We start from the raw sequence: 25123 nt of genomic DNA on the forward strand, positions 1-25123 counted from the left end.
ATATCATAATTTTTTGTTTATATGCCTTAATATGAAAATTGTTTAGTAGTTTGAGTGAATTGTTTGCGAATTGTGTCGCCGCCTGTGCAAGGTACATTTATGACTATTTAACTTGATGAATATTAATACACAAAAAATAAAATCCAACGTCTGTATCAATGGGTTTTGTCTTTTCTTTATTCAATTGTAGTGCATAGTCTGAATTGTTTGCTACACAGGCGCCGTTTTTGAAAAAAGTTCTCTCAATTATTTATAATCATAAATGTTCTCCTGTAAAAAAATGTAGTATAATTGGTGTAAGAATGTTTGTTGGAAAGGGTGAAGTTGTTTTGGAGGAAAAATTGAATTTGATTCTTCAGGAGCTTCAGCATATGAACAACAAGATGGGGAAGTTTGAAGAAGGACAAACTAATTTACATGAAGAGATGACGCAAAGCTTCAAAGAGGTTAAAAACTGTTTACTAAATCTCCAAAAAGACGGAGAGCTTATTTATCAAAAAATTGCCCTTCTCGAATTACGACTTAATAGGCTATCCACCAAACCAATAGACTAATACCACAAGACCACCGCTACCGGAGGTCTTGTTTTTCATTTCCCACGCCAAACACTTCTTCAAAGTACAAGTGACTTGCTTGATACATTTCATCACGATATTCATACACAATTACAACTTCACCGATATAGCCACCCACCGGAGAGATTTGCCCCCCGATTTTAGCAATAAACTGATTGTCAATCACATCAAACGTAATGATATTCCCAAAGGAAACGTCGTCAAATAAATTTTTAGGGTTAATCCCAAGCGGCTTTAAATCCATTGTATAATGCTGATCGCCAATACTTATCTGCACGTTATCCCGTGTTAACTTCGTCTTGACGTTTTTCTTAATGATTGCCAATGGATTGTCAACAAGAACCTCAGTGGGAACGTCCGCAGTTCCCTTACCTATTGCTTTCCTATCAATATGAAAAATATGAGCTTCTTGTTCTAAAACACCGGTTCCGTGGCCTTTGGTCAAAATGATTATTAGCTCTTTCTTGTCGTCTTTATTAATATCCTCATATATTATTCTCGGTGAATATGCAGGATTCGTATCGTTTATCCAAAATGGTCTTGAAAGGACGGCTCCTTTGTAATCTATTTTGAAGTCTTGGTATACATCATTTATTTTCCTAGCATATACGACAATACGTTCATCATTTGACTTGGCAACAATTTCGTATCCTTCGATTGCATCTGCTTTCGTGAGAGAAACGAAGAATAGAATAGCTGCGACGATGATAATGTATTTGTTCATTGAAAACACCTCGGTAAGTAGTGTTTCCTCAGTTATTTATTCTAAACGACGACTTATAGATCATCGTCCTCCTAATAAATCTCTTACTCAACGCTTACCTTATCTATAATCAAAGGCACTTCCGCCAAATCATCTATGATAAAGTCTGCTTCCACCGCACTCCAGTGAACATCCTTTTTCCATATCCCAATCATTCCGGCGATTTTAGCAGCTTGCACGTCATTAACAGGATGATCCCCTACAAATATGCTTTCATTAGCTGAAACACTTAGCTGGTTCAGTGCTCTGATGAATATTTGTGAATCAGGTTTTTTTATGCCTTCCCATTCGGATACTAAAATGGCTTCAAAATACGTTTCAACGCCAAGCGCTTTTATATTGTCCATTTGAAATTGCCCTTTACCATTCGTAATGATTCCTAATTTCAAGTTCCTTCTCTTTAACTCCTCTAACATTTCTATGAGATTAGCGAAAGGCACACAGTTATTCTGGAATTCATGAATATAATCCTGAAGCAACTCTTCCCGCGTTATACCGGAAATCACAAATTCATCGACCAGCTGTTGATACACCTTATCTTTCCATACATACCCACGGTTATCTAATTCGATAAACCTTGTTGTAAACGTCTCCTTAGGAATATGGCCTACGAATTTGTGCAACCTGTCATATTGATTGTTAATGAACATTTTGACTGATTCATCTCGATTCAACAATGTCCCGTCTAAGTCAAAGATCGCTGCTTTAATCATTGCTTTCCTCCGGACTTTTCTTAGGAATACTCAAGATAATCCAATCTTTGTCCCTTATTTGTTTTCCAATATAAAGAATCTGCCCTAAGTGATAACTAATATGAGCTATTTCCGTTTGAATTGCTTGAAAAGCACTAAGAGGTTGATGTCTCAAGGTCACTGTTTTTAATAGATCTTCTGCTTTAAGACTTTCAATTGTATTAAATAGTAACTTCCAGCCATCATTCCAAATCTGCATTAAATATTCCTTGGATTCATTTCCATCAATAAATTCCATATCTCTTTCCCGATAAGGCTTTTCTCCGTCTGTAGTCAAAAAATCGACCCATCGGGAGTGCATATTTCCGCTTAGATGTTTTATGATGATTGCAATATTGTTAGACTCGCCACTAGGCTTCCAGTGTAATTCGTCTTCAGACAATTGTTGAATTCCATCTTCAGCTCGTTTTTTAAAATGTCTAAACTGCTCTATTGTAATTCTGAGATATTCCTCTTCAAAGTTGCTCATAATATCCCCCTTAAGTGATCCCGTATTTTTCCAATAAAAAAATTCCATGTAATAAAATTTTATCATAAAATTGAAATTTAAAATTACTATAGACCGTTTCGTTCACTTTCCATCTTGTAAGCCAATTCCAACTATGCTAACTTCGAACTATACCAATCACTCAAAATATTAAAACATCTAGAATAGTGGCTGGAATATAGCTGACGGAACCAACTTATCAAACTGAAAAGGAATGATAATACGATGACGGAAAAATTTGTTGAGCGAATCGATGCTGTATTTTTGCCTGTGAAAAATCTAGAAGAATCATTAGCTTGGTACCAAAGTGTTTTTCACTTTCCACTACGTTGGAAAAACAAGCGGATGGCAGGATTGGAGATAGCCAACAACTGTGGCTTCCACCTCGTTGAAGTTCCTGATTATGAGCCAAGCGATCAATACACACCGCTTAATTTTGTAGTTGAAGATGTAAAGAAGGTACGTGAAATGTTAATAAGAAAAAATGTAACCGTATCTAACTGGAGGAATGGTGAACCAAAACGTTTCGATGTAACAGACATTAACAATAATCTAATCAGCGTCATTCAACTTTAAATATTATTTAGGTGCCTGTGCAAGACACATTTATGACTATTTAACTTGTTGAATAAAAATACACACAAAACAAAACCCAACTCATACGTGAGTGGGTTTTGTTTTTTATTTATACAATTGTAGTGCATAATCTGAATTGTTTGCTGCACAGGCGCGAAAAAGATTCTGAAAACTTTTCAACTCTCCCGGTTGACGATGTAATTTAGTAGGTGTTTTAGGTAGGTTGTTTTGTGTTGCATTTGTTGTAATGTTTCCATTGCGGTGCAGTAGTGGTCCCACATTGCTTTTCGGGCGCCTTCAGTACCGAGGATGGAGACGAATGTTGAACTGTTGTTTTCGGCGTCTTTTCCGGCGGGCTTTCCGAGAGACTCCACATCCGCTTCGACGTCGAGCAAGTCATCTTTAATTTGAAAAGCGATGCCTGCATGATAGGCAAATTGCTTCAATGCTTCAAGTTCGGATTCTTGTTTTCCCGCTAAAATGGCAGGCATGATGAGGGATGCCTCGAATGCGATACCTGTTTTGTAAAAGCACATCGTATTTAACTGTTCTAACGTCAATTGTTTGCCTTTAGAATTCAAATCCATTAACTGGCCTTTACACATATCCGTTGCCTTTCCAGCCGAATAGTGGATTAGGCGAAGCACCGCTTCCGGGTCAAATTGCCCGAGTGACGCTTGTTCCTCAACCGCCTTTTGGGTTAGATATAAACCCGTTAACTCTGCCGTAGCCGTAGTATACATATGATGCAATGTTGGACGCCCCCTACGGAAAGACGAATTATCTTGGGATGGCAAATCATCGAAGATTAGAGAAGCCGTATGCATATATTCTAATGACTTCAGTAAGGGTACGATTGCGGACGGATCCAATCCGTATTCGTGAACGCCCATCACCCACGTCATAATAGGTCTCAGTCGTTTTCCATCCCCTTGTAGACTGTAATTTGCTGCATCGATAATTGGATCTTCCAGTAAAGAAACATCATCATTCTCACGGATATGTAAGAAATCATTTATGTCATTTCGCATCGTTTCAACGATGTCTTTAAAGGCTTCCCGCTCAATCCGTTCATCTTTAAAATGGGCAATAATATGATCGCGCAACAGTTTATCGAAGAAATCTACATCATTCGCTTTTCGGACCATCTTTTGTATGAGGCTATCGAATTTTGGGTTTCCGGTTGCGAACAGGTCTATCACTTCGTTGTATTTTTTGTCTCCTAAGCGCTCTTTACATCGTTTCAACCCATTGATTGCACGGTTCAAAATTACGTCCCTCGTCTGCGCATCCGAGTGATACACGTTATGAATCAAATTGGAGATGACCGTCCAGTACAATTCAAAAGGATTAATGAGGTCCGGACGAATATGGTGATAGTTCATGTAGTAGGTGTACGGAGTAACTGCGCCAGCCTCCAAATCATCAAACATATCGGCGAAATCATCGGCTAGCTGGTTGTAAATGCCGTAAAAGAAAGTTCGGTTGTCAAACCCATCATCCTCATTGGCACTGAGGACCGAACGGACAATTAGACGGGAGGAAGCGGATTTTAAAATGATTGGGATGTAAAGCTCTTCATTCGTATAATTGCAGTTTACTAAATCCTTTTCACGGTCTACTTCTTGGGAATGAAAAAACACATATGATTGCTCGAAGAAATGATCTTTTGTCTCCCGCCGCAAACACGCCTGAATATACGAAAAAGCTTCACTTAGCTCTGCATGGATATATTGAATTAGCTCTTTATTCGTACCGTTCCATGTTTCTAATTCGGGTACAGATCCTGTAACAAGAGTCGTTCGTATTAAACTGGAATATTGCTTTTTCTCTTCACCGGATAAAACATTCGAATCCAATAAATCATCAATAAAAGGATACGTCAGACCATACGAGTAGCCGAGTCTAATTGCTTCCTCCAACTTCCGGGTACGCTCTGCGGACGTTTTGTCATCGCCCAGCTCTTCAATTTGATGCAAGATGACGCCAGCAATTAATTTTATCAACTTCCGCTTTGCCTCGTCAGCATTCATCCCCTCTGGAATATTGGAAGAAACAGCCTTCAGTTTGTTCATCAACCAGATCATCGTCGACTCAACGCCTTCTTTTTGAGCCCAACGATACAAGCCAGCCATGCTAAACATCTCAGGTTCTCTGTCGTTACTAGTCTCCGCGGGGAGTGGAAGTTGTTTTTTTATATCGTCAACGACAAGCTGAATTCTGTTCTGCGTATGAGGGTTATCCAAAGATTTCCCAAGATCCCGCAAGAAAATATAAGAGATACTCCGCTCCAAGTAATTATCCAGTTTTCCGGTGTAATTAAGCGATTGAATATAATTGAATCCGTTCGAATTGGATTTCCCCTTTCGACGCGAAAGCAAAGAAAAATGTTGAATATGATTCCGTTTCCAAGTTTGAATATCTTTCGTTAAGGTAGTAGCATACATCTTGTTTGCGAGCTGTTCATAAAGCGATGTGAAATAATCGGCAGCTTTCTTCTCAGCAAGCCGATAAGTGGCATCGGTATTTTTTTGTAACTTGTCATTCATACTACATTACCTCTACTTCGTGTTTTATTAGTACATGTGAAATGAGTCATTTTACTATATGCAACGGGATAGCATTGTCTGAATCGCGTGATCGATAAAAAGAAGTATCCAAAGCTCAGCTTAGCTTTGGATACAGACAGGAATATCACGTGAAATACTCAATTTTCGCCTTCGGAAAGTACTTTTCCATATAGCTATATAAATGATCCTTTAATTCATCCTCTTCGTTTTTTGGATAAATATATTTGCCAATGCCGTATTTTCCCCATTTATAGCGCCGCTTCTCCTCATCCAACTCAAGTTTTGTCTTCGGATAGTTCTTCTCGATAACCCTTTTCGCTGGCTTCGTGAATCGGTGCTGAATGAATTCAAAGGTGATATCGTCTCGAGCATCTTGTGGCAATTCCTCATCGAGACGCTCGAACAAATGCCGATACCCTTCCTCCCAGCCGTCATGGATGTAAATCGGCGCGACGATAAAGCCAAGTGGGTAGCCTGCTCTTGCCACCCTCCCTGCCGCCTCGATGCGCTTCGCCAAAGGAGAGGTACCCGGCTCGAAGTTTTTAATGACAAAATCGGCATTGACACTGAATCGGAATCGCGTATGACCGTTATGCTTCGCATCGAGCAAATGGTCCACATAATGGAATTTAGTCACGAACCGAAGTCGACCTAGTTCAGTTTGACCAAAATGTTCAATCGCCCTTTTCAACGAATGAGTTAAATGATCAATGCCGACAATATCAGATGTACAAGCCGCTTCAAACCTCGTAATTTCAGGCGCCCGTTCTGCAATATAGTTGTCTGCGGCTTCAAAAATCTCATCGACGTTCACATACGTGCGAATATACGGTTTGGTCCCCATCGTCGTCTGCAAATAACAGTAATGACAATGCCCCATGCATCCTGTCGCTAATGGAATCGCATACTCTGCTGACGGCTTTGATGTATCGAATTTCAACGTTTTTCGTATCCCGACGACTAACGTTGATTTTGCGATTCGATACTTTTGGGCATCCGTCTCACCTGGCAAATCCCGGATTTGGTTATGCGATGTCGTGAAGCGGATTTCAATTCCCATCTTCTCGAACTTCTCTTTCAATTGTTTTCCAAGCGGATAATCCAATGCTTTCGGTTCAAAATAGACAAGCTGTGGTGTGAACGGTTTATTCATGCTGTGCACGACTTGATCCATGTTGGTTGTCCATGTGATCACCTTTCTCTTTTTCCTTAGCTTGTCATTAAAATGAGAAATTATTTAAAGAAGGTTTCCCTCTTCCCTCTTAATCCAACAACTCTTCCGAAAGAAGTGTAAATCCTTCAATCATCGTGTCCTCTTCCACCTCAATCAAAATGCACGTTTTTCCGTTCACCTCAACTTGCCTTACAAATCGCAAGTCTTGCGGGCTGATGGCGATATTCGCCACTTTCGTTTGAATTTTAATCGATTTCGATGTATAGCTTGGGACGATATGGCTTGCTTTCATTTCATACGTATCATCATCGATTACTTTTCGAAATGCCATTTCCACCTTTTCTGTATCGACCTCTTCCAAGCCGCTCGCCTTCAGGACGCGAGTTACCTCTTTTGTGTCCAAGGTAGGAATACTCTCATCCTTCTCTTCCTCATCGTCCACTTCCATCATACGTTGGATTTCGTCATACACGTTTGCAATAGTACGTGTATTCATTTCATCACCGACAACCGACTTTACAATTTCTTCGAAAACGACTTTGTCCTCCTCGGCCGTCATAATTTCCTCGCCATCTAACACATTCTCGATGAAATGGAAGTTAGGCTTATTCGCCTTCCCTGCAGCATAGAGGACGTGATTGACATCTGCTGCATTGTCTTTAAAGCACGGGAATAAAAAGCCGCCTATCGGGGAAGTTAGGTTAATAATCGGGTCCGTCATAAAGCTGGATTTATATTTTTTCTCATTGAAATCAAATACAAGAGTTTGTTTCGGTAGTTCCGTCTGGTTCATGCTGCAAAGAATAAATGGATTTTTGTACACTTCATCCCGGTCCGCCACTTCCGCTTCCTCGCTATGCCGTTTCGTCGGTTTGTAATAGTTCCCGCGAATGAACGTTACGACGATATCTTTGTCATATTGAACGTCTTGCACCATCTTTTGGGCGATTTTTTGCATATCCGTCTTCCATTCCTCTACGTCGTCCGAATGGAGGCCTTCATATAGAAGTCGCTGTGTATGGTCCGTTTCTTCCTCAGCTTGACGCCGAAACTTCACTTCGAACAGCTTCACGTCCAGTTTGCCGCCCAATACTTTTTTGAAATTAGTAAGGAACAGTTCCTGTTGCTCTCGATCCAACAGAGCAAACGGCTGGCTCACCTCATGATAAATTTCATTGCTTTCCTGCCGAATATAAATATTATAAATGTCAATGATTTTCAATAAATCCGTATCTAACTTAAAGTGCTTGCGAATGTCCGCAATGGTCTTTTTGTTCATTTATATTTCAACCCTCTCGTTAAACGTAAAAAGAGTGCCGAAAGCGATTGTTCAGCTTTTGACACTCCTTTATTATAGCAATGTTTATGAGATAGCAGGAACCCATTGGATTTTACAAATAACTTACGTATACAACAGAGGCATCGTTCCTTATTTTTGATCCTCGACAATCTCTTGTACTTCCTCCAATTGCTGCTTCAACGAATCCAACGTCGCCTTATTTTGCTCGACTGTATCCATATGCTCATTGAGTTGCTCAGCATTCTCCAGTGCCTTTTCAGCACGTTCAATTGAATTGAATGCATGCTCGACAGCCATTTCTTCCGGATGCGATTGCGCTTGCTTCACCGAATGATTTACCTTGAGAACGGAGTTACTGAAAAAAGTGCTTGGATGACCATTTTTCCAACTCGGTTTTGATTCTTTCGCCATTTAGGTTTTCGCCTCCTGCAAATAAAATAAGTGATGGCGAGCTTAGTATTGCAAAATTCATTGTAAATATGCGCAGAATACTAACTTTTTCCGTCCGATGTTTACATTTGTCTTATTCGGGTATACATGGGAAGATAAGAGTAAAGGTTGGTGAATACATATGACAAAACAATGGGATTTTATTATCGGAAATAAATTAATTACGATTTATGATACGGATCAGAATATGGCCGAGCAACAGGCTCATGCTCTATACGAAGAACTTCAGAATACTGAAAGCTAAAAAAACCAGCCACGTGAATGGCTGGTTTTTTGTTTTATCGTTTACGATTGCCTTCTGATTCGAAAAAGATTCGCCCCAAGTTCATTTAGAGCAATAGCTGCTACTATAATTACTGTCCCTACCCATTGAAGTGGCGTTACTAGTTCCGACAAAACAACGCTTGCCAACAGAATCGTAATCGGCAATTCAATCGACGTTAATATATTGGCAATTCCTCCGGAAACCAATGGCGCGCCTACTGCGTAAAACAGCGGTGGAAGAACAGCCCCAAATAATGAAACGCCAATGGCAATTATTATTAAGTTTCCTTCCAATGGAACTACAGTCGTAATATCACGCATAAACAGGACAACTACTAGAACGGTAGACCCTGTTACCATTAATGAACTCCGCGTCAATGCATCTACATTAACTGCTACCTTACCACTGAAAAAAATAAATCCTGCATACGTAAATGCCGAGAGAATACCGAATACAAATCCTTTTACAGGAAGTCCTTGTATATCTCCGTTAAGTATATTCGAAGCGAAAAAGACCCCTACTAAAATTAAAATAATAGATAAGACCGTGATAGGCGCTGGTGTTGCTTTGCTGAAAATCCATTCTAAAAGGATGCCTATCCAAATGAATTGGAACATTAAAATGATCGCCAATGAGGCTGGTAAATATTGCATTGAAGCGTAATAAAATATAGTTGTTAAACCGATGAAACAACCGGTCATCATAATTTGCATAACATTCTTCTTCGTGAGACCTTTGAAGCTGGACCGTTTAAATAACGTAATAGACCATACTAAAATAAAAGAAATACTCATTTGAACGATCGTAATTTGTCCAAGTGTGTAGCCAAAGCTGAACCCTAATTTTGCAAATATCGGCGTGAAGCCGAAACAAGCAGCACCTAATAATACAAATAGAATCCCTTTATTCAATTTCATGATGGTACCTCCTTGACGCTTGCAATTAACTATACTAGTATATCATGAACAAAAAAATAGCCTGAAGACAGATTATAGCATTCACGTTGTAAACTATAAAAACAATGCTATATTTTTATTATAACGAAAGGAAGTTGTTGTTAAATGGGGCAACGCGCCACGAAAACTCTCGTCATCATTTTACAAATTTGTATTTTATATATTTTTTTCTTCATTGGAAACGTTATTCAAAACTTTTTTCAATTAGTTATTCCCGGTAGTATTATTGGACTCGTATTACTTTTTATTTGTTTATGTTTCAACATCGTCCCTGTGAAGTGGATTGAAAATGGAGCAGGGTTTCTACTCAGTTTATTAATGCTGTTTTTCATTCCAACGACAGTAGGTGTCATGAACTATTCTTCGTTACTTTCCTTTCACGGTGCATTGTTCATCCTCGCTGTTCTATTAAGTACTTTTATTGCCATTGCAATTACGGGAACGGCAGGACAATTTTTTGAGAAGAAGGCACAAAAAAGAAAGGATGATAATGAATGCAGCAAGTTTCACTCGCATTCTTCATGATTTTATTAACATTCATTGCTTATCTTGCAATGTCTAAACTTTATAAAAGGTATTCTTACTCATTTTTTATACCTGTTTTAACTGCGACTACTATTATTATCATTATCTTGTCATTGCTTCAGATTCCATACGAAAGCTACATGGTTGGCGGGCAATGGATCAGTTCCTTTTTAGGTCCATCTGTCGTCGCGCTTGCTTACCCTTTGTATAGACAACGTCGCTTTTTGCTTGACCACTTACTTCCGATAGCGGGAGGGGTTTTAGTTGGCGCCGTTTCCGGAATGGTTAGTGTTGCTCTTTTAGCAAAACTCTTCGGGGTCAAGCATTCACTAGCCCTTTCCCTTATTCCCAAATCCCTTACGACTCCAGTCGCAATTGATGTAGCAAATGAATTGGGTGGAAATGCATCACTCGCAGTTGTCGGTGTAATGATTGCCGGTATCTTTGGTGCAATAGCTGCCCCTACTATTTTTAAGTTACTGAGAGTGCATAGCCCCCTCGGCAGAGGCATTGCTCTTGGCAGTGCGTCGCATGCGGTAGGGACTGCCAAAGCAGCTGAATACGGTGAACTCACCTTTTCAATGAGCTCTGTCACAATGGCATTAAGTGCAATTATCGGCTCTATTCTCGGGCCGATTGTTGTATGGATGTTTCATATTTAAAAAGCACATAAGAAAAGTCCAATCTCCTCATTGGAAATTGGACTTTTCTGTGGCATAAATATGTTTACAATTTACGTTTGTTTAATCGCTACTACTTCTTCTTTCCTATTTAACTCTCCGCTTTCTAAAAATACTTTATCAGGCTTCACAACGTACATACTAATGAAAGTCGCAACCGTGAAGAGTCCCATAATGACATATAACACGATGTCATACGAGTGTGTTTTTTCGAGAATAAAGGCACTTAACTGATTGCCTGACAGTCCAGCTACCGCCCAAGCAGATAATGCTAATCCATGTACAGTCGAAATACTATTTAAACTGAAACGGTCGGATAATAGTGGTGGCAATGATGAAAACCCTCCGCCGTAACCTGCATTGACGACACAAAGCAAGATGATAATGAGGATTGCGCTAGAATTATTAATTCCATCAAATAGAACAGTTACTAACAACGCTGTAATAGATGAAATGAAGATAATCTTATAAACGGAGTTGCGATCTTGTAATCGGTCACCTAACGAAGAGAAAACTAACCGTCCGCCTGCATTAAAAACAGCTGTTAACGAACTAACTAAACCAATTGCGCCAAATCCAATAAATGCTAAAATGCCTTTCTCTTGTGAAATTAATGCTAATCCACATGTAATATTAATGTAGAACATTAGCCAAATACCGATAAACGTTTTATTTGTTAACACCTTTTTATAACTGAAGCTTTTGCTTTGTACACTTTCTTCTTCGAACCCAGCCGGTTTCTTTAGAAGTACGTGACCAATAACCATCATCACTAAATAGATAGCTGCTAAAATATAAAACATTGTATAGATAGTTGATGCGTTTACTAACAATCCTTCGCTATTTCTTTTCCCGAGTAGATATTCCATTAATGGACTCGCAATTACTTTCGCTAAGCCAAAACCTGCTACAGCAAAGCCCGTTGCCAACCCTTTCTGCTTCCAAAACCAAAGCATTAATGTTTTTACCGGTGTTAAATAACCGATGCCTAGCCCAATTCCCATCACAATACCGTATGAAATATATATACCGACTAATGATTTTTGATAAATAAAGAAACCTGTTCCTACCATCCCAACGACAAAAAATATAGCCGCAAGTAGAGATGACTTATGTATATCTTTCTCAACAAATCTTCCACCGAAAGCAGCGGACATACCAAGGACGAAAATCGCCAAACTAAATGCCCATTCCACTTCACCGATCGGCTTTCCAATATAAGAAGCAATGTCGTTCTTAAACAATGACCAGCAGTAAACTGTACCAATACTACAGTGAATTAATAATGCAGGAATAACGGCGCGAAGCCATTTATTATCTAATTTACCCATTTCAAAACCTCTTTCCCTCTATTTTATTCACACTAAAATAACGAACATTGAAAACGCAAGGGCTAAATTCATCCGAGTTTAAACTAAAAATAATAGTTTATTTCTGGGTTCACTCGATTAAATTGTCCTATTTACTAAAATCAATGGAATCATTATATATTATCTTTGTGCAAAAGAAATAGAGAAATTGTGACTGTTTTATAACAGAATTCCGGATACGAATCAGATGTTAGTAGAAAAAGAAAAAACCACTCGAATGAACGAGTGGTCCCTCAAACACTTGCCTCTTATTATCTATCCTCCATTGCTAACAATGCTTTTCTTTTAAATCCGCATTGCTCCATCGCTTTTGCCAGTTCTGCCCGCAATGTTTGTACATCATGATTTACAAGTTTCTTCTCTGCCACAACTTGTTTTCCAGCGATGAATACGTCACTAACGTTACTCGCATTTGCAGAATAGACTAAAGCCGAATATGGATCAAAAATAGGAAACATATTAACTGAATCGGTTTCGACGAGGATGAAATCAGCTTGTTTCCCAACTTCGATGGAACCAATTTGCCCTTCCAAACCTAACACTTTCGCCCCTTCAATCGTTGAAAGCTTAACAATCTCTTCCGCAGGAAATGCACTACGGTCCTTCAAATGGGTTTTGTGGAAATTAGCAAACAACCGCATTTGGCTGAATAGATCTAGCGTATTCCCGCTGCTTGGTCCATCCGTTCCTAACCCGACTGTTACACCGGCAGATAGTAGATCCCGCACCCTAGCTACACCTTTAGCAGATTTCGTATTGGCACCAATGCAATGGGCCACTTTTACATCATACATTTTCAATAGCTCAATATCATGATCAGACAAATGAATACAATGTGCCGCCACGAGTCTTGAACTTAATACACCAATATCCGCTAAAAATTCAATAGGTGTTTGATCGCGCTCTTTTCGGTATTTCTCCATTTCAAAATCCATTTCACTGACATGCATCATCCACGGCACATCGTATGTTTTAGATAACTGATCTGCCTGTTGCAACGCTTCAATAGTAGTTGAATACGGGGCATGCGGTGCTACCGATGCTCGAATTTGTTTATTTTCCTGCCACTTCGGCATAAAACGTTCAGCGTATTGTATACCGCCCATCGGCTCCGGTACATCAACCGTAACTGAATCGATAACAGTTTCAGCTAATAGGGCTCTCGCTTGCATTTCCTCCGCCGCTATCGCCAATTGATGTTCAAAATAATACATATCAAAAAAAGTTGTTACACCGGCAAGTTGCATTTCAGCAATGGCATATTTACCGCTTGTGTACGCAAGATGTTCGTTCATGCATTCATTTTCTAACGGAAATAAGAAGCGACGTAAACGGTCCGGATAATCATCACCTAATGAACGAAATGGAATCATGCCAATATGTGTATGCGTATTAACCATGCCAGGCATTAAAATCGCATCTTTCGCATCGATGCATTGATCATAGAAAAGGTCCTTCGATAAGGAATCCATTGACCCTACTTCAATAATGTTCTCATCCGCTACTACTACATAGCCATGGCGAAATTGTTCCATTCGCTCATTCATCGTTAATATCCACGCGTTTTTAATGAGTATTTTCAATTTCTTTCACCCTCAACTAACGGGATCATCATTTGAGAACGAACATTCATCATCCCTTTGTCGGTAATTTTAATGACCGGTGAAACAGGTAACGATAATGTTGAGAAAGACATAATTTCATTGCTATTGCGATAGCCTAATGCAACCATTGCCTGACGAACTTCTTTTAGCTGTGCACCTAGTTCCTGGATTGGTGCATCGCTAATAATACCGCCAACTGGCAATGGACATACAGCTCTTACATTCCCATCTTGCGTCACTACATAACCGCCTTGCATGTCGACTAATTGCTTTTGCGCTACAAGGATATCTTCCGCACACGTTCCCATTACCATTACATTGTGATGATCATGTGCCCATGTTGTTGCAACGGCTCCTTTTTCAACGAGCGCATTCTCCACAAATCCGTAAGCGATATCACCTGTCTTTCCATACCGTTCCATAACAACAATTAACGCTAACCCGCTATTTTCCCAATCCAAATATCCATCTACAACAGCTACTTCACGCTGGACATGCTCAGTAAATGTCCCAACTTGTGCAATTTGAATGACGTTAACGATAGCCTTTTCGGACGCCTTCACCTGTATCCGCAAATCCTTAGCTGTTAACGCGCGGCATTGGACAGATTCATAAAAATGTCGTGGGAAATGTGGTTTCTCATCCGGATACTGGATCTCATTTCCTCGTTCGTGGATCAACTTTCCGTCTTTGTACACAGCTGCAATTTCTACACTTTCGACGTCGTTAAGCAATAAAAAGTCTGCTTTGAAGCCGGAGACAATTGCCCCACGATCCTGGAATCCCATTCGTCTCGCAGGCGTATACGTCGTACAGTAAAGTGCCTGTTCTGCTGGCATACCGCACGATATTGCTAATTGAACGAGCGCATTCAAATGGCCATCCAACAAATCGTCTGCCATCACATCATCGGTAACAAATGCTACATATTCATAAAAATTATTTTCAACGATGACACGGATATTTTCCGGCGTGATCGATTTCTTTTGAAGCTCCAAAAACATCCCATTTGTAATCTTCTCGTAAATCGATTCAGGTGTCTGATGGGTATGATCAGCCGTCAATCCTGCATATAAAAACTTTGCCAAGTCCAAGCTTGAAACGCGGGGAATATGGGCTTCTAAAGGCATAAAAGGTCGTTCTTTTTGAACAGCTCTTATAATTTGCCGGATCAATGAATCCGGTTCATTGACGATCCCATTAAAGTTCATCGCTTCACCTAAAGCAATTACTTTTGGGTGCTGTAAGAGCTGTTTTACTTCTTCTACGCCTATATAGCCGCCTGTCGTTTCTAATTCGGGTGTCGTTGAAGGGACAGATGAAGGGATCGCATAAAATATATCCATGACGCTAGGTTGAGAAAAGAATGCCTCCAACCCTTCCATTCCACACACATTAGCAATCTCATGCGCATCTGCTACGACCGTCGTCACGCCATGTGCTAATGCGGCGCCGGAAAAAATCGCAGGGGACGTCATAGAGCTTTCAATATGCATATGGATATCGATAAGTCCTGGAACGATATACTGATTCGTCGCATCTACAACTTCCTGTACCTCTAAACGCTCAAATTCATCAGGTGAAATATAATAAAACTTGTCGCCGATAATCGAAACGTGTTTTTTCTCAAACCTTTTTGTGAACGAATTAAACACCTGTCCATTCAGTATTGCCACATCCACTTTCATCTTTTTCCCTCCCATTGAATAGGAAAAAGGCCAAGATTTACACTTAGCCCTTCTCCTTACATCGTTATTATCTATTTAAGATTCGATTCCATTGGTTGATCCAGTCTTCGAGGTTTTTATTTACGAATAGTGAATCCACTTTGTTTGTACGTTCGGCTATGGCACCGTACGTTTTATTCTTAGCCGTTTCATCGTCCAATACAACATCTTTATTTGTCGGAGCTTCATTTAGAGACTTGGCCGTTTTTTCTTGGATTTCTTGGCTCAATCTCCAATCAATGTATTTATACGCTAAGTCTTTATTTTTCGAGTTTTTGTTAATGTTGATTGTATTAAAGTTCGCGTATGTTCCTGATTCAGGGACAAGGTACACTACATCTGGATTAGCTTGCGTAATCATCGGAACAGCAAAATCACCAACTACTGCAGCAACAATTTCTCCTGATTGGAACATGTTCGCTAAATCTGAGGATTTGCTATATGTTTTCACTACGTTAGGAGATAGATCTGTAATTGCTTTAAAAGCTGCTTTCCCATTATCTTGAGTAATATCGGTATTCTCGTGTTTGCTTGCTACATACAGCATTGCTGGACCAAATGTGGATGTAATATCAGGAATAGAAATTTTTCCTTTTAGAGAAGGGTCCCAAAGATCATCCCACTCTTTTATTTCCATTCCAGCTGCCTCTTTATTGTAAACAATTCCAATACTGTTCAATGTATACGCTGGTCCCGACCCATCTGCAGACAGATCTTTTGCGCTATCGATTAACTTGTCCATATTAGGAACTTTTGAGCTGTCAATTGTCTCAAACAGTCCATCGGATACTCCGGAAGCTGCATTCGATTGAGATAATTCGATTACGTCAACCGTAGAATTCGGATTACTTTTCAGTTTTGTATAACGTTCAGAGCTTGTTCCTGATTCTAATACAATTTTCACATTGTGTTTTTCCTCAAATGGTTTGAAGACGTCTTCTTGCATTTTATCTTGTTCCAAGCCAAATGTAGAAATGACTAATGTTGCTTGCTTTTCCTTCGTCGTTCCACCGTTGCCGTTACAGGCAGCCAAAATAGCAGCAGTTGCCAATGTTAGACTTGCTAATCCTAATCGTTTTTTCATTTTTTTCTCTCCTTTAAATTTGGTTTAAACGATAATAAGTTTTTCAGCTGGAATAGATAATGTAACGTTGTCTCCCACTTGATAGACCTCATGAGCCGCCTCATTCACAAGCAATGAACCGATAGAGGTTTCCACCTCGTATTGATAGGCTTTACCTAAAAATGTACGAACTTTCACCTCCCCGGATACAGTATTAGTTGAATTTGCTTTAGTGTTTGCAACAAATTCAATATCATCCGGACGAATCGTTCCTGTTTGCTGTCCTGCTTCTCTTATGCGATTGCATAGAAAAACTGTTCCATCAACAGTCTCATATTTCCCATACCCTATCGGTGTTAACTCAAAGAAATTTTCAAATCCAATAAAGCGAGCGACAAATTCAGTTTTTGGATTTTTGTAAATCTCTTCGGGTGTGTCGAACTGTTCGATTACTCCTTTATTCATGACAGCTACTCTATCTGAAATGGAGAAACATTCCTCCTGATCATGAGTAACAAACACAGACGTAATCCCTAATTGGCTTTGGATTCGTTTAATTTCAATCCGCATTGCTACACGCAATTTAGCATCTAAGTTACTTAGTGGTTCATCCAATAATAATAATTTAGGCTCAATTACTAAAGCTCTCGCTAGCGCCACACGTTGTCGTTGCCCGCCTGAAAGTTGCTTTGGATAACGGTCAGCGAGCGCCTCCAAGCCCGTAATAGCTAATATATCTTTTACCTTTTTTTCAATGACGGACTTTTTTTCTTTCCGCAATTTTAAGCCGAACCCTACATTTTCCTTAATCGTGAGGTGAGGAAACAAGGCATAGCTTTGGAATACCATTCCAAAATCACGTTTATGAACCGGTACTTTTGTTAAGTTTTGACGATCCACATGGAACTCACCATCATTGGGTTCAATTAGGCCTGCGATCACCCGTAAAGTTGTCGTTTTCCCACAGCCAGATGGCCCAAGTAAAGAAACTAATTCGCCTTTTTCAATCGATAAATTCAAGTCCTTCAATATGTCGGTAGTATTATCGTAACTCACACGAATATCTTTTAATTCAACATAGGACATTATGTTCTTCATTCCCTTCGCGTAAAATCCCCCATATTTTTATGAGATACTTGCTAGCCCTAATGTCTTTTCAATAACAAACATTAAAACGACCGTACCAAGCATTAAAACAACAGATAATGCAGAAACAGATGGATCATAATTGTATTCAATATAATTCATTAAATTTGTAGGTAGCATTGTAACACCGGGACCTGATAAGAACTGAGACACAGGAATATTGTTAAAGGAATTAATGAATGCCAGCATGAAGGAAGCAAAAATTCCAGATGTAATGTTAGGCAACACTATTTTGATAAACGCTTGCAACTTTGTGCAGCCTAATGTCCACGAAACTTCTTCAATCGAGAAATCTAACTGCTCAATCGTAGAACCTACGACACGAATGACGTAAGGCAAGCAAATTAAGAAATGACCTAATAACAACCCTTGAATAATTGGAAATTGAAATTTGATGACAATAAATTGATACAACGCGTATCCGACAACTAACCCCGGTACAATCGTCGGCGAAAGGAAAAAGCTCTTAATCCAATTACGCCCGAAAACGCCGTGGCGTGCCAACGAATAAGCAGCCGGAACACCAACAAGTACCGCCAACAAAGTTCCAATAAAGGCGACTTTCAAACTTAAGACGAAGCTATCCATAAAGGATGCATTTGAAAACACTTTGCTATACCATTCGAATGTGAAACCTTTAATTGGGAATTGAATCGTTGAAGCTGACCCGAAAGAGGTTACGACGATAATGAATAGAGGAATTAATAAAAAAGCAAAAACAATACCTGCTATGATCGTTAAACCAGCATCCTTACGCACTTGCTTCACCTCTCTTATCCATGCGTTTAGCAATCCAGTCGAAGAATTTCATCACGACAATGGTCGCAACAATCATAATTAACGCAATTACGCTCGCACCTTGCCAATTTCCTAATGCAGTTGCATTTTGGTATAAGAAAGTAGCTAACATAATGTTTCGATTACCACCTAACAATTGTGGGGTCGTATATGCAGTCATACTTCCTGTAAAGACTAAAATACTCCCTACAATAATTCCTGGCACACTTAACGGTAAGATCACCTTCATAAATGCAATGAGGCGATTCGCTCCTAACGTTTCTGCAGCTTCCATAATGTCTGTATCGATGTTTTCAAAAATCCCTACTAACGTAATGACCATTAAAGGTAAGAACAGATACACGGAACCAATTATTATGGAAAACTCTGTATAAAGTAGCGTAAGTGGTTTAGAAATTAGGCCAAGCTTTATTAACGTCGTATTAATAATCCCGCTCTGCCCTAAAATAGTAATCCATGCAAAACTCCGGACAACCGAGTTCGTTAACAGCGGAAACAATGTAATGGACATTAACAGACCGCGCCATTTTTTTGGACTTTGTGCAATGTAGTAAGCTGTCGGAACGCCTAACAATGCGCAAAACAAAGTGGCAATTAGGGAAATCTTAAGCGTACGCCAAAAAATACTAAAATTATACTCATCCATAAAGAACGAGACATAATTTGCAAAGGTAAATCCTCCGCCTTCAAAGAACGTCGGAAAAATGATGGATACTAAAGGTAACACCAAGAATAAAATTAAAAGAACCATTCCTGGGGCTAGGAGAATATAAGGAATTCTACGAAGGGTCATTTCCGAGCCTCACTTTCCATTAATTAAGTATAATTTACTCCATAAAGATGAATTGTTAACTTAAACATAAAAGTATTATAGTTAAACCTCCCCTTGCTGACAATAGAAAATGCGAACATTTTTTAAGTTTTTTACTTTGATGTTCGTGATTAGTGCTAGAATCCGTATACTTAAGGCATTCCTTACTAAAACGCCACTTTAAATCGGAAAGAGGGCAAAACAATGAAAACATTAAATAATCAATACAAAAGAAAAACGAATTGCTTCTGTAACCCCCACAATTCGCATTGCTTTACCTTCTCCTTCTTAACGTATTATTTACCTATATACCTTGAACAATTCGGGGATTTAGACAAACTTGATATACATCAAGTTTAATTTTTGGTAATCGATATATACTACTTTAAATAAAATCGATGAAGTAAATAGGTTGACGGTTTTAAGGAGAAGGTGATTGTAGGTGAAAGGTTTTTCAACACCGAAAAGAAATGCAACTGGTTTCTCACATAGCAAATTAATTTTGACGGGAGAGCATGCAGTTGTTTATGGGAACCCCGCCATTGCTCTGCCATTTCCACTCAAAGTGGAGGCTATAATCGAAGAGATACCAAACGGAATCGTTGTTGAATCCACGGTGTATAGCGGACCGTTGGAACAGATTCCTCCAAAATTAGAAGGCATCAAAGCCTGTATCCATCAAGTATTGACATACTTAAAACGTCCTTGTGGAAGACTAAAGATTACGATTCACTCCGAAATTCCAATTGGAAGAGGATTAGGATCTAGTGCGGCTATTGCAGTTGCAATTGTAAGAGGCTTGTTTTCCTATTTTGAAACGAAGTTACCTGATGATACATTGTCTACCTTTGTTCATACTGCTGAGGTGTATTCGCATGGGAATCCTAGTGGAATTGATATGGCTACCGCGATGAGTAATACACCCATTTTGTTTCACAAAGGGGAAGAAATTGTGCGTCTTGAAGTCGCCCGCCCCCTCCATTTTGTTATTGCAGATTCAGGGAAAATTGGGGATACACAAAAAACAGTTAGCAGGGTCAGGGAATTATATAGCAAAGATGAATTTCGGATGGAAGAATCTTTGAGACGAATGAAAGAGATTACGTTTTCCGCTAAATATGCCATGGCGAATGGAGATCTAAAGGAATTAGGGAAACTTCTTAATGAAAATCATTCTGAATTGATTCAGATTGGTGTAAGTGATGATCGGATTAACCAACTCGTAACTACTGCAAATACAGCAGGGGCTCTTGGTGCCAAATTAACAGGCGGTGGTGATGGTGGCTGTATGCTTGCTTTGGCTGACTCAAAGGAAAAAAGAGATGAGATTTCAAGTGCACTATCTTCTGCCGGGGCTCGAACTACGTGGTCCTTTACGATTGAACCTCAGGAAGTGTTTTAAATGGGAAAGAATAGACAATATGACTTACACATATATGGTGAATCATTCATTTTTCAAAAATGAATGGTTCTTTTTTCAATCTTGATGTACATCAAGGTTTTTTTATGCCCTTCCTGTACACTACACATATTCTACCAACTTGAGAATGATTATCAATTTCATCTATAAGCGAATACAACATAGAGAGGATGCGCCTTTTATGGGAAATCACTATAAAAAAGGACACAAAGATATTCAAGATCGTACAAAGGAAAATATTGAAGTATGGGAAGATCTCGTTCATATAAAACATTTGGTCGTATCATTACTCATCTGTTCCGTTACAACACTCAGCGGTTATTTTATTGCTCCGAACGAAGCCCCTAAACCATTATTTTTCGGCTTATTTGGAGCATTTCTTGGCTTTTTAATTACGAGTATAATCATACCGCCGAAACGGAATTTAAATGACGCAAAGGAGGGAGAATAATATGGATGTCACCTTACTTTTGCAAATGGTAGGATTCGCCATACTCGCGGCGATTATTTATACGGTCATTGGTGTTGCACCTGGGACGGATGAGACGGCAACGATTGCCCCAGTAATATTAGTACTTGTCTTATCCGGACTAGAGCCAATCCTTGTCCTAACTTTCTTTATGGCTGCAATCGTTGCCAGTAAAATTGCAGATTCTATTCCTGTCGCATTGGCTGGAATTCCCGGGGGCGTAATGGCGACCCCTCAAGTAGAGCATGCGCTTATATTAAAAAAGTTTGGCCTTACCGATGTAACGATTCGAAAAATGGCTTCAGGTTCCGTCATTGGCACACTTGTTTCTGTACCTGTTAGTTTATTGTTTGCGCATGCTCTCGTCCCGTTTGCCGATGTCATTAAAGAATACGGGAATTCTTTGTTTTTTGCCGGAGCGATCATACTCGCTCTCATTAGTAAAAATCGATGGGTGGCACTTGTATCTATTCTTCCTTTCTCAATTTTGATTGAAGGGTTGCGTCATCTCTATTGGGATGTTGGTGTAGTGCCAAAGGGAACGAATGTATTTATTTCCTTTTTCCTTGGGATTACAATTGGTCCAGTAATCGTAACTTTGTTTGAATTGTTGAACAAGGAGAAAAGAGATCGATTAGAGCGATTCGGTAAAAAAGATATCTTTTTTAGAACGGTGAAGGACGATGGGATTAAGGCAAATCCTTTCACGATTTTAACGAAAAAGGAAATAGGCTTTAGTTCTTTATCCTCTGCTATTGGTTCAATTGCTTTTATCCTGAGCCCTGTCGGTTTAACGACGTTTCTTGGCGAATTATTTACGAGTAGAGTAAAAGACCCGGTAAAGAAAGCATCTCGTGCCATTGCGTGTATGGACGCATTAGCGAATGCTACTTATATTTCTGGTGTATTAATTCCGCTAATTGCTCTTGGGATTCCGTTGTCACCGATGGCAATTGGCCCTGCCAATCCTTTATTTAACGCACCACCGGTTTTCACGATTGATCATAATCTACACCATGTTCTTTCAAATGGTGAGTTTATATTGGCTACGTTAGTTGGAACGATCGTTGCTCTAGCCATTACCTTTTTTCTTACGATCAAATATTCAAGGCAAATCTGCATCTTTGTTTTTAAAAGGGTACCACATGAAGCAATGCTCGGTTTGTTCTTTAGTTTAGTCTTACTTCTTGCCTATATGGATGGAGGTTGGATGAATGTGGCGGGTGTTTTCCTTGTTGGATTTGTTGCGGGGGTACTCTATCGTACAGGGGTAAATTACGGGGTACAATTTATGACGCTTTATTCGGCACCATGGATTATTTCGCTGTTTGCTAAGTTTTAACAATTAATTGGAAGGAGGATTTATATGTCTGAACATCGGGAGTTTGAGCAAGTTACCGCTAAGGCCCATGCGAATATTGCCTTAATTAAATATTGGGGGAAAAGGGATGAACAATTATTTCTGCCTATGAATTCAAGCCTATCTATTACACTTGACAAATTTTACACGGAAACTTCTGTACACTTTTGTGAGGATCTGAAAGCAGATGTTTTTATTTTTAACAAATGTATTGCAAATGTGGCTGAGACGAATAAGGTTTCCCGCTACTTAGACCATATACGAAAAATGGCAGGTGTGGAGCGGTATGCAATGGTTCAGTCAATTAACTATGTGCCAACCGCCGCGGGATTTGCTTCCTCGGCTTCTGGATATGCAGCACTTTCTTCCGCTGCTGCACGAGCAATTGGGTTGGATGTTGATGAAAAAAAGCTGTCGCAACTTGCTCGAATTGGGTCGGGTTCTGCCAGCCGCTCCATCTTCGGAGGTTTTGTTGAATGGACGAAAGGTAATTTGGATGATGGGTCTGATTGTTATGCGAGACAGATTGAAGAGGAGAGCTATTGGGATCTATGCATTCTTGCTATCCAATTATCTGACAAGAAAAAGTCCATTTCAAGCCGTGCTGGAATGAAACATACAGTTGAAACATCCCCTTTTTATAATATATGGGTAAAAGAGGCTGAAAAGGATCTTGGTTTACTAAAGGATGCCCTTCAGCAAAAAGATTTTGAACGGTTCGGTCACGTGACTGAATCCAATGCTCTAAAAATGCATGCAACTACTTTGGGAGCAAATCCTCCGTATTGGTATTGGGAAGCGGGTACCATTTCGGTCATGAATCAAGTACGACAGCTTCGGGACTCCGGAGTTTTAGCATTTTTTACGATGGATGCGGGACCAAATGTCTTTGTTATATGCCAGCAAAAAGATAAGGAAGTAGTCGAGAACACGCTTCTTACTCTTGACGAAATAGAACAAATTTATGTTTGCCAACCCGGCCCAGGTGTAACTTATTTGTCAAAATAACTGAAGATAAAGGTGAATGGATATGACTGTTTCGAGTTACCGTATACAAGTTCCGGGAAAGTTGATGATTGCCGGAGAATATTCAGTGTTGCATCCTGGACAACTAGCGGTTGTAGGTGCCATTACCCGATATGTTACTGTCATTATTGAGGGAGGGGTAAAAAACACTCTCTCTATACCAGGGTTTGGGCTAAAAGATATTACATGGGGGAATGATCCAGGATGTCTATTAAGCAATAAGGATCCTCGTCTTCGCTTCATTCAAAATGCGTTAGTTGTTGCCAACCGTTTTCTTCGAGAAAGCAATGTTCCGATGAAGACGTTCTCGCTAACGATCTTAAGTGAACTTGATGATCAACAATCGGGATTGAAATATGGACTTGGTTCCAGTGCAGCAATTACAGTGGCGGTTGTTACAGCGATCGTAAAATTCCATATCGGGGATGAGGTAGACTTATCCCAGGATACGATTTTTAAGTTAGCTGCTATTGCCCATTTCTTAACGCAACAAAATGGGTCGGGGGCAGATATTGCAGCAGCCGTTTATGGAGGACTACTCGCCTATTGTACTTTTAATGGAAAATGGTTACGCGGCAAGTTAGAAATTGGCGAGACATTCCCTACTTTAGTCAATGAGAGTTGGCCGGATCTACTAATTGAGAGGCTACATCCTTCCGAAGAGTTCTCAATGTGTGTTGGCTGGACGAAACGCTCAGCCGCAACCGGACCTTTGGTCAATAAAATTCAAGCCTTTCACTTAAACAATCCGCTTATGTATGCTCGTTTTTTAGATGAGAGCAATGCTTCTGTCTCCCGTTTCATTAAGGGGATAAAAACAGGTAATCAGCAAGACGTATTAGCAGCTAGTAGAGAGAACCGTCTATTGCTTAAACGTCTAGGTGAAGATGCAGGTGTTCCAATTGAAACAGCGGAACTGAATGATTTATGTTTAATTGCTGAAAGGTTCGGAAGTGGAAAACCGTCAGGGGCAGGAGGCGGGGATTGTGGTATCGCTTTCTTAAAACACCCTGAGCAGAAACAATGCTTAATTGAAGCTTGGCAAACCGCAGGGATTGAACCGCTTGACTTGGAAATTTCAATTCCGGGTGTCACCTTCATTGAATATGAATGCAAACTTACTTTAGATAAATACTTACAAATCCAGCATAAAGGTTAAATGCTGGATTTTGCATTTTCAGTCCGCTAGTTGAGATAAATAAATCCCCCACTTCGTAAAGTGAGGGACTAAATTGGTCTACACTACGTCTAATGGA

The 25123-nt window shown here is 39.7% G+C and carries 25 protein-coding genes; 10 read left to right on the top strand and 15 right to left on the bottom strand.

The genetic code is table 11. From position 1 onward, the window contains the following. The first annotated feature begins 227 nt into the window (after positions 1 to 227). The gene (locus QM454_RS05560; RefSeq protein WP_432362630.1) at positions 228 to 554 is read left to right on the top strand and encodes a hypothetical protein; all 327 of its coding nucleotides are present in this window, start codon (positions 228 to 230) and stop codon (positions 552 to 554) included. Between the two features lie 16 nt (positions 555 to 570). On the opposite strand, the gene QM454_RS05565 is transcribed toward QM454_RS05560, so the two are convergent. The 3 genes from QM454_RS05565 to QM454_RS05575 form a co-directional block, all read right to left on the bottom strand. Next, a complete protein-coding gene (locus QM454_RS05565; protein WP_432362633.1) occupies positions 571 to 1299 on the bottom strand; it encodes a hypothetical protein in 729 nt (242 codons plus the stop codon). Positions 1300 to 1382: 83 nt separating this feature from the next. Next, the gene (locus tag QM454_RS05570; protein ID WP_432362635.1) at positions 1383 to 2051 is read right to left on the bottom strand and encodes an HAD family hydrolase; all 669 of its coding nucleotides are present in this window, start codon (positions 2049 to 2051) and stop codon (positions 1383 to 1385) included. Continuing rightward, entirely contained in the window at positions 2044 to 2559 is a 516-nt protein-coding gene (locus QM454_RS05575) for a DUF1572 family protein (RefSeq protein WP_432362638.1), read from the bottom strand. The genes QM454_RS05570 and QM454_RS05575 overlap by 8 nt, the downstream gene beginning before the upstream one ends. 243 nt (positions 2560 to 2802) lie before the next feature. Between QM454_RS05575 and QM454_RS05580 the strand changes: the two genes are divergently transcribed. Next, complete coding sequence (locus QM454_RS05580) at positions 2803 to 3153, top strand: VOC family protein (RefSeq protein WP_432362641.1); 351 nt, start codon at positions 2803 to 2805, stop codon at positions 3151 to 3153. A 176-nt stretch (positions 3154 to 3329) separates the two neighbouring features. Here QM454_RS05580 and QM454_RS05585 read toward each other — a convergent pair whose 3' ends face one another. The 4 genes from QM454_RS05585 to QM454_RS05600 all read right to left on the bottom strand — a co-directional run bounded on the left by QM454_RS05585 (position 3330) and on the right by QM454_RS05600 (position 8608). After that, positions 3330 to 5702 (bottom strand): polyprenyl synthetase family protein, encoded by a 2373-nt coding sequence (locus QM454_RS05585; RefSeq protein ID WP_432362643.1) that lies wholly within the window; start codon positions 5700 to 5702, stop codon positions 3330 to 3332. 145 nt (positions 5703 to 5847) lie between these two features. Then, positions 5848 to 6876, bottom strand: a complete 1029-nt coding sequence (gene splB, locus QM454_RS05590; protein ID WP_432363879.1) for a spore photoproduct lyase — start codon at positions 6874 to 6876, stop codon at positions 5848 to 5850. A gap of 109 nt (positions 6877 to 6985) precedes the next feature. Beyond that, positions 6986 to 8176 (bottom strand): DUF4317 domain-containing protein, encoded by a 1191-nt coding sequence (locus QM454_RS05595; protein ID WP_432362646.1) that lies wholly within the window; start codon positions 8174 to 8176, stop codon positions 6986 to 6988. A gap of 150 nt (positions 8177 to 8326) precedes the next feature. Beyond that, complete coding sequence (locus tag QM454_RS05600) at positions 8327 to 8608, bottom strand: hypothetical protein (RefSeq protein WP_432362648.1); 282 nt, start codon at positions 8606 to 8608, stop codon at positions 8327 to 8329. A 160-nt stretch (positions 8609 to 8768) separates the two neighbouring features. Between QM454_RS05600 and QM454_RS05605 the strand changes: the two genes are divergently transcribed. Continuing rightward, positions 8769 to 8891, top strand: coding sequence for a hypothetical protein (locus QM454_RS05605; protein WP_432362651.1), 123 nt, complete (start codon positions 8769 to 8771; stop codon positions 8889 to 8891). A 41-nt stretch (positions 8892 to 8932) separates the two neighbouring features. Here the strand turns inward: QM454_RS05605 and QM454_RS05610 are convergent, their stop codons facing one another. Next, positions 8933 to 9829 (bottom strand): EamA family transporter, encoded by an 897-nt coding sequence (locus QM454_RS05610; RefSeq protein WP_432362654.1) that lies wholly within the window; start codon positions 9827 to 9829, stop codon positions 8933 to 8935. Positions 9830 to 9973: 144 nt separating this feature from the next. Here QM454_RS05610 and QM454_RS05615 point away from each other — a divergent pair, with 144 nt between their 5' ends. Next, on the top strand, positions 9974 to 10393 hold the full coding sequence (locus QM454_RS05615; protein ID WP_432362657.1) for a CidA/LrgA family protein: 420 nt from the start codon (positions 9974 to 9976) through the stop codon (positions 10391 to 10393). Next, positions 10363 to 11055 carry an LrgB family protein gene (locus QM454_RS05620; protein ID WP_432362659.1) on the top strand — a complete coding sequence of 231 codons (693 nt, stop codon included), beginning with the start codon at positions 10363 to 10365 and terminating at the stop codon, positions 11053 to 11055. Before QM454_RS05615 ends, QM454_RS05620 begins: the two co-directional genes overlap by 31 nt. Before the next feature lie 71 nt (positions 11056 to 11126). Here the strand turns inward: QM454_RS05620 and QM454_RS05625 are convergent, their stop codons facing one another. The 7 genes from QM454_RS05625 to QM454_RS05655 form a co-directional block, all read right to left on the bottom strand. Next, positions 11127 to 12404: an OFA family MFS transporter gene (locus tag QM454_RS05625; protein WP_432362661.1), complete on the bottom strand. Its 1278-nt coding sequence runs from the start codon at positions 12402 to 12404 to the stop codon at positions 11127 to 11129. Between the two features lie 290 nt (positions 12405 to 12694). Beyond that, complete coding sequence (locus QM454_RS05630) at positions 12695 to 14026, bottom strand: amidohydrolase (RefSeq protein WP_432362664.1); 1332 nt, start codon at positions 14024 to 14026, stop codon at positions 12695 to 12697. Then, positions 14023 to 15735: an adenine deaminase C-terminal domain-containing protein gene (locus tag QM454_RS05635; RefSeq protein WP_432362667.1), complete on the bottom strand. Its 1713-nt coding sequence runs from the start codon at positions 15733 to 15735 to the stop codon at positions 14023 to 14025. The genes QM454_RS05630 and QM454_RS05635 overlap by 4 nt, the downstream gene beginning before the upstream one ends. Positions 15736 to 15802: 67 nt before the next feature. After that, positions 15803 to 16858 (bottom strand): ABC transporter substrate-binding protein, encoded by a 1056-nt coding sequence (locus QM454_RS05640; protein ID WP_432362670.1) that lies wholly within the window; start codon positions 16856 to 16858, stop codon positions 15803 to 15805. 24 nt (positions 16859 to 16882) lie between these two features. Continuing rightward, complete coding sequence (locus QM454_RS05645) at positions 16883 to 17923, bottom strand: ABC transporter ATP-binding protein (RefSeq protein ID WP_432362673.1); 1041 nt, start codon at positions 17921 to 17923, stop codon at positions 16883 to 16885. Between the two features lie 39 nt (positions 17924 to 17962). Continuing rightward, positions 17963 to 18742, bottom strand: a complete 780-nt coding sequence (locus tag QM454_RS05650; protein ID WP_432362676.1) for an ABC transporter permease — start codon at positions 18740 to 18742, stop codon at positions 17963 to 17965. Then, positions 18735 to 19574, bottom strand: coding sequence for an ABC transporter permease (locus QM454_RS05655; RefSeq protein WP_432362678.1), 840 nt, complete (start codon positions 19572 to 19574; stop codon positions 18735 to 18737). Before QM454_RS05655 ends, QM454_RS05650 begins: the two co-directional genes overlap by 8 nt. Positions 19575 to 20034: 460 nt before the next feature. Between QM454_RS05655 and mvk the strand changes: the two genes are divergently transcribed. From mvk to QM454_RS05680, 5 genes are all read left to right on the top strand, one after another. Further along, positions 20035 to 20994, top strand: coding sequence for a mevalonate kinase (gene mvk / locus QM454_RS05660; protein WP_432362681.1), 960 nt, complete (start codon positions 20035 to 20037; stop codon positions 20992 to 20994). A gap of 199 nt (positions 20995 to 21193) precedes the next feature. Next, on the top strand, positions 21194 to 21463 hold the full coding sequence (locus QM454_RS05665; RefSeq protein WP_432362684.1) for a hypothetical protein: 270 nt from the start codon (positions 21194 to 21196) through the stop codon (positions 21461 to 21463). 1 nt (position 21464) lies between these two features. Continuing rightward, positions 21465 to 22823, top strand: coding sequence for a tripartite tricarboxylate transporter permease (locus tag QM454_RS05670; protein ID WP_432362687.1), 1359 nt, complete (start codon positions 21465 to 21467; stop codon positions 22821 to 22823). Positions 22824 to 22847: 24 nt separating this feature from the next. After that, complete coding sequence (gene mvaD, locus QM454_RS05675; RefSeq protein WP_432362689.1) at positions 22848 to 23849, top strand: diphosphomevalonate decarboxylase; 1002 nt, start codon at positions 22848 to 22850, stop codon at positions 23847 to 23849. 22 nt (positions 23850 to 23871) lie between these two features. Continuing rightward, entirely contained in the window at positions 23872 to 25026 is a 1155-nt protein-coding gene (locus tag QM454_RS05680; protein ID WP_432362692.1) for a phosphomevalonate kinase, read from the top strand. Positions 25027 to 25123: the final 97 nt, after the last annotated feature.

Origin of the sequence: Sporosarcina sp. UB5, assembly GCF_050859005.1 — a bacterium.
In the GTDB taxonomy this organism is placed as follows: domain Bacteria; phylum Bacillota; class Bacilli; order Bacillales_A; family Planococcaceae; genus Sporosarcina.

Excerpts from the sequence above, each read along its gene's own strand:
- QM454_RS05565 (WP_432362633.1), bottom strand. The coding sequence starts at position 1,299 with ATGAACAAATACATTATCATCGTCGCAGCTATTCTATTCTTCGTTTCT.
- QM454_RS05570 (WP_432362635.1), bottom strand. The coding sequence starts at position 2,051 with ATGATTAAAGCAGCGATCTTTGACTTAGACGGGACATTGTTGAATCGA.
- QM454_RS05575 (WP_432362638.1), bottom strand. The coding sequence starts at position 2,559 with ATGAGCAACTTTGAAGAGGAATATCTCAGAATTACAATAGAGCAGTTT.
- QM454_RS05580 (WP_432362641.1), top strand. The coding sequence starts at position 2,803 with ATGACGGAAAAATTTGTTGAGCGAATCGATGCTGTATTTTTGCCTGTG.
- QM454_RS05585 (WP_432362643.1), bottom strand. The coding sequence starts at position 5,702 with ATGAATGACAAGTTACAAAAAAATACCGATGCCACTTATCGGCTTGCT.
- splB (WP_432363879.1), bottom strand. The coding sequence starts at position 6,876 with ATGAATAAACCGTTCACACCACAGCTTGTCTATTTTGAACCGAAAGCA.
- QM454_RS05595 (WP_432362646.1), bottom strand. The coding sequence starts at position 8,176 with ATGAACAAAAAGACCATTGCGGACATTCGCAAGCACTTTAAGTTAGAT.
- QM454_RS05600 (WP_432362648.1), bottom strand. The coding sequence starts at position 8,608 with ATGGCGAAAGAATCAAAACCGAGTTGGAAAAATGGTCATCCAAGCACT.
- QM454_RS05605 (WP_432362651.1), top strand. The coding sequence starts at position 8,769 with ATGACAAAACAATGGGATTTTATTATCGGAAATAAATTAATTACGATT.
- QM454_RS05610 (WP_432362654.1), bottom strand. The coding sequence starts at position 9,829 with ATGAAATTGAATAAAGGGATTCTATTTGTATTATTAGGTGCTGCTTGT.
- QM454_RS05615 (WP_432362657.1), top strand. The coding sequence starts at position 9,974 with ATGGGGCAACGCGCCACGAAAACTCTCGTCATCATTTTACAAATTTGT.
- QM454_RS05620 (WP_432362659.1), top strand. The coding sequence starts at position 10,363 with ATGCAGCAAGTTTCACTCGCATTCTTCATGATTTTATTAACATTCATT.
- QM454_RS05625 (WP_432362661.1), bottom strand. The coding sequence starts at position 12,404 with ATGGGTAAATTAGATAATAAATGGCTTCGCGCCGTTATTCCTGCATTA.
- QM454_RS05635 (WP_432362667.1), bottom strand. The coding sequence starts at position 15,735 with ATGAAAGTGGATGTGGCAATACTGAATGGACAGGTGTTTAATTCGTTC.
- QM454_RS05640 (WP_432362670.1), bottom strand. The coding sequence starts at position 16,858 with ATGAAAAAACGATTAGGATTAGCAAGTCTAACATTGGCAACTGCTGCT.
- QM454_RS05645 (WP_432362673.1), bottom strand. The coding sequence starts at position 17,923 with ATGTCCTATGTTGAATTAAAAGATATTCGTGTGAGTTACGATAATACT.
- QM454_RS05655 (WP_432362678.1), bottom strand. The coding sequence starts at position 19,574 with ATGACCCTTCGTAGAATTCCTTATATTCTCCTAGCCCCAGGAATGGTT.
- QM454_RS05665 (WP_432362684.1), top strand. The coding sequence starts at position 21,194 with ATGGGAAATCACTATAAAAAAGGACACAAAGATATTCAAGATCGTACA.
- QM454_RS05670 (WP_432362687.1), top strand. The coding sequence starts at position 21,465 with ATGGATGTCACCTTACTTTTGCAAATGGTAGGATTCGCCATACTCGCG.
- mvaD (WP_432362689.1), top strand. The coding sequence starts at position 22,848 with ATGTCTGAACATCGGGAGTTTGAGCAAGTTACCGCTAAGGCCCATGCG.
- QM454_RS05680 (WP_432362692.1), top strand. The coding sequence starts at position 23,872 with ATGACTGTTTCGAGTTACCGTATACAAGTTCCGGGAAAGTTGATGATT.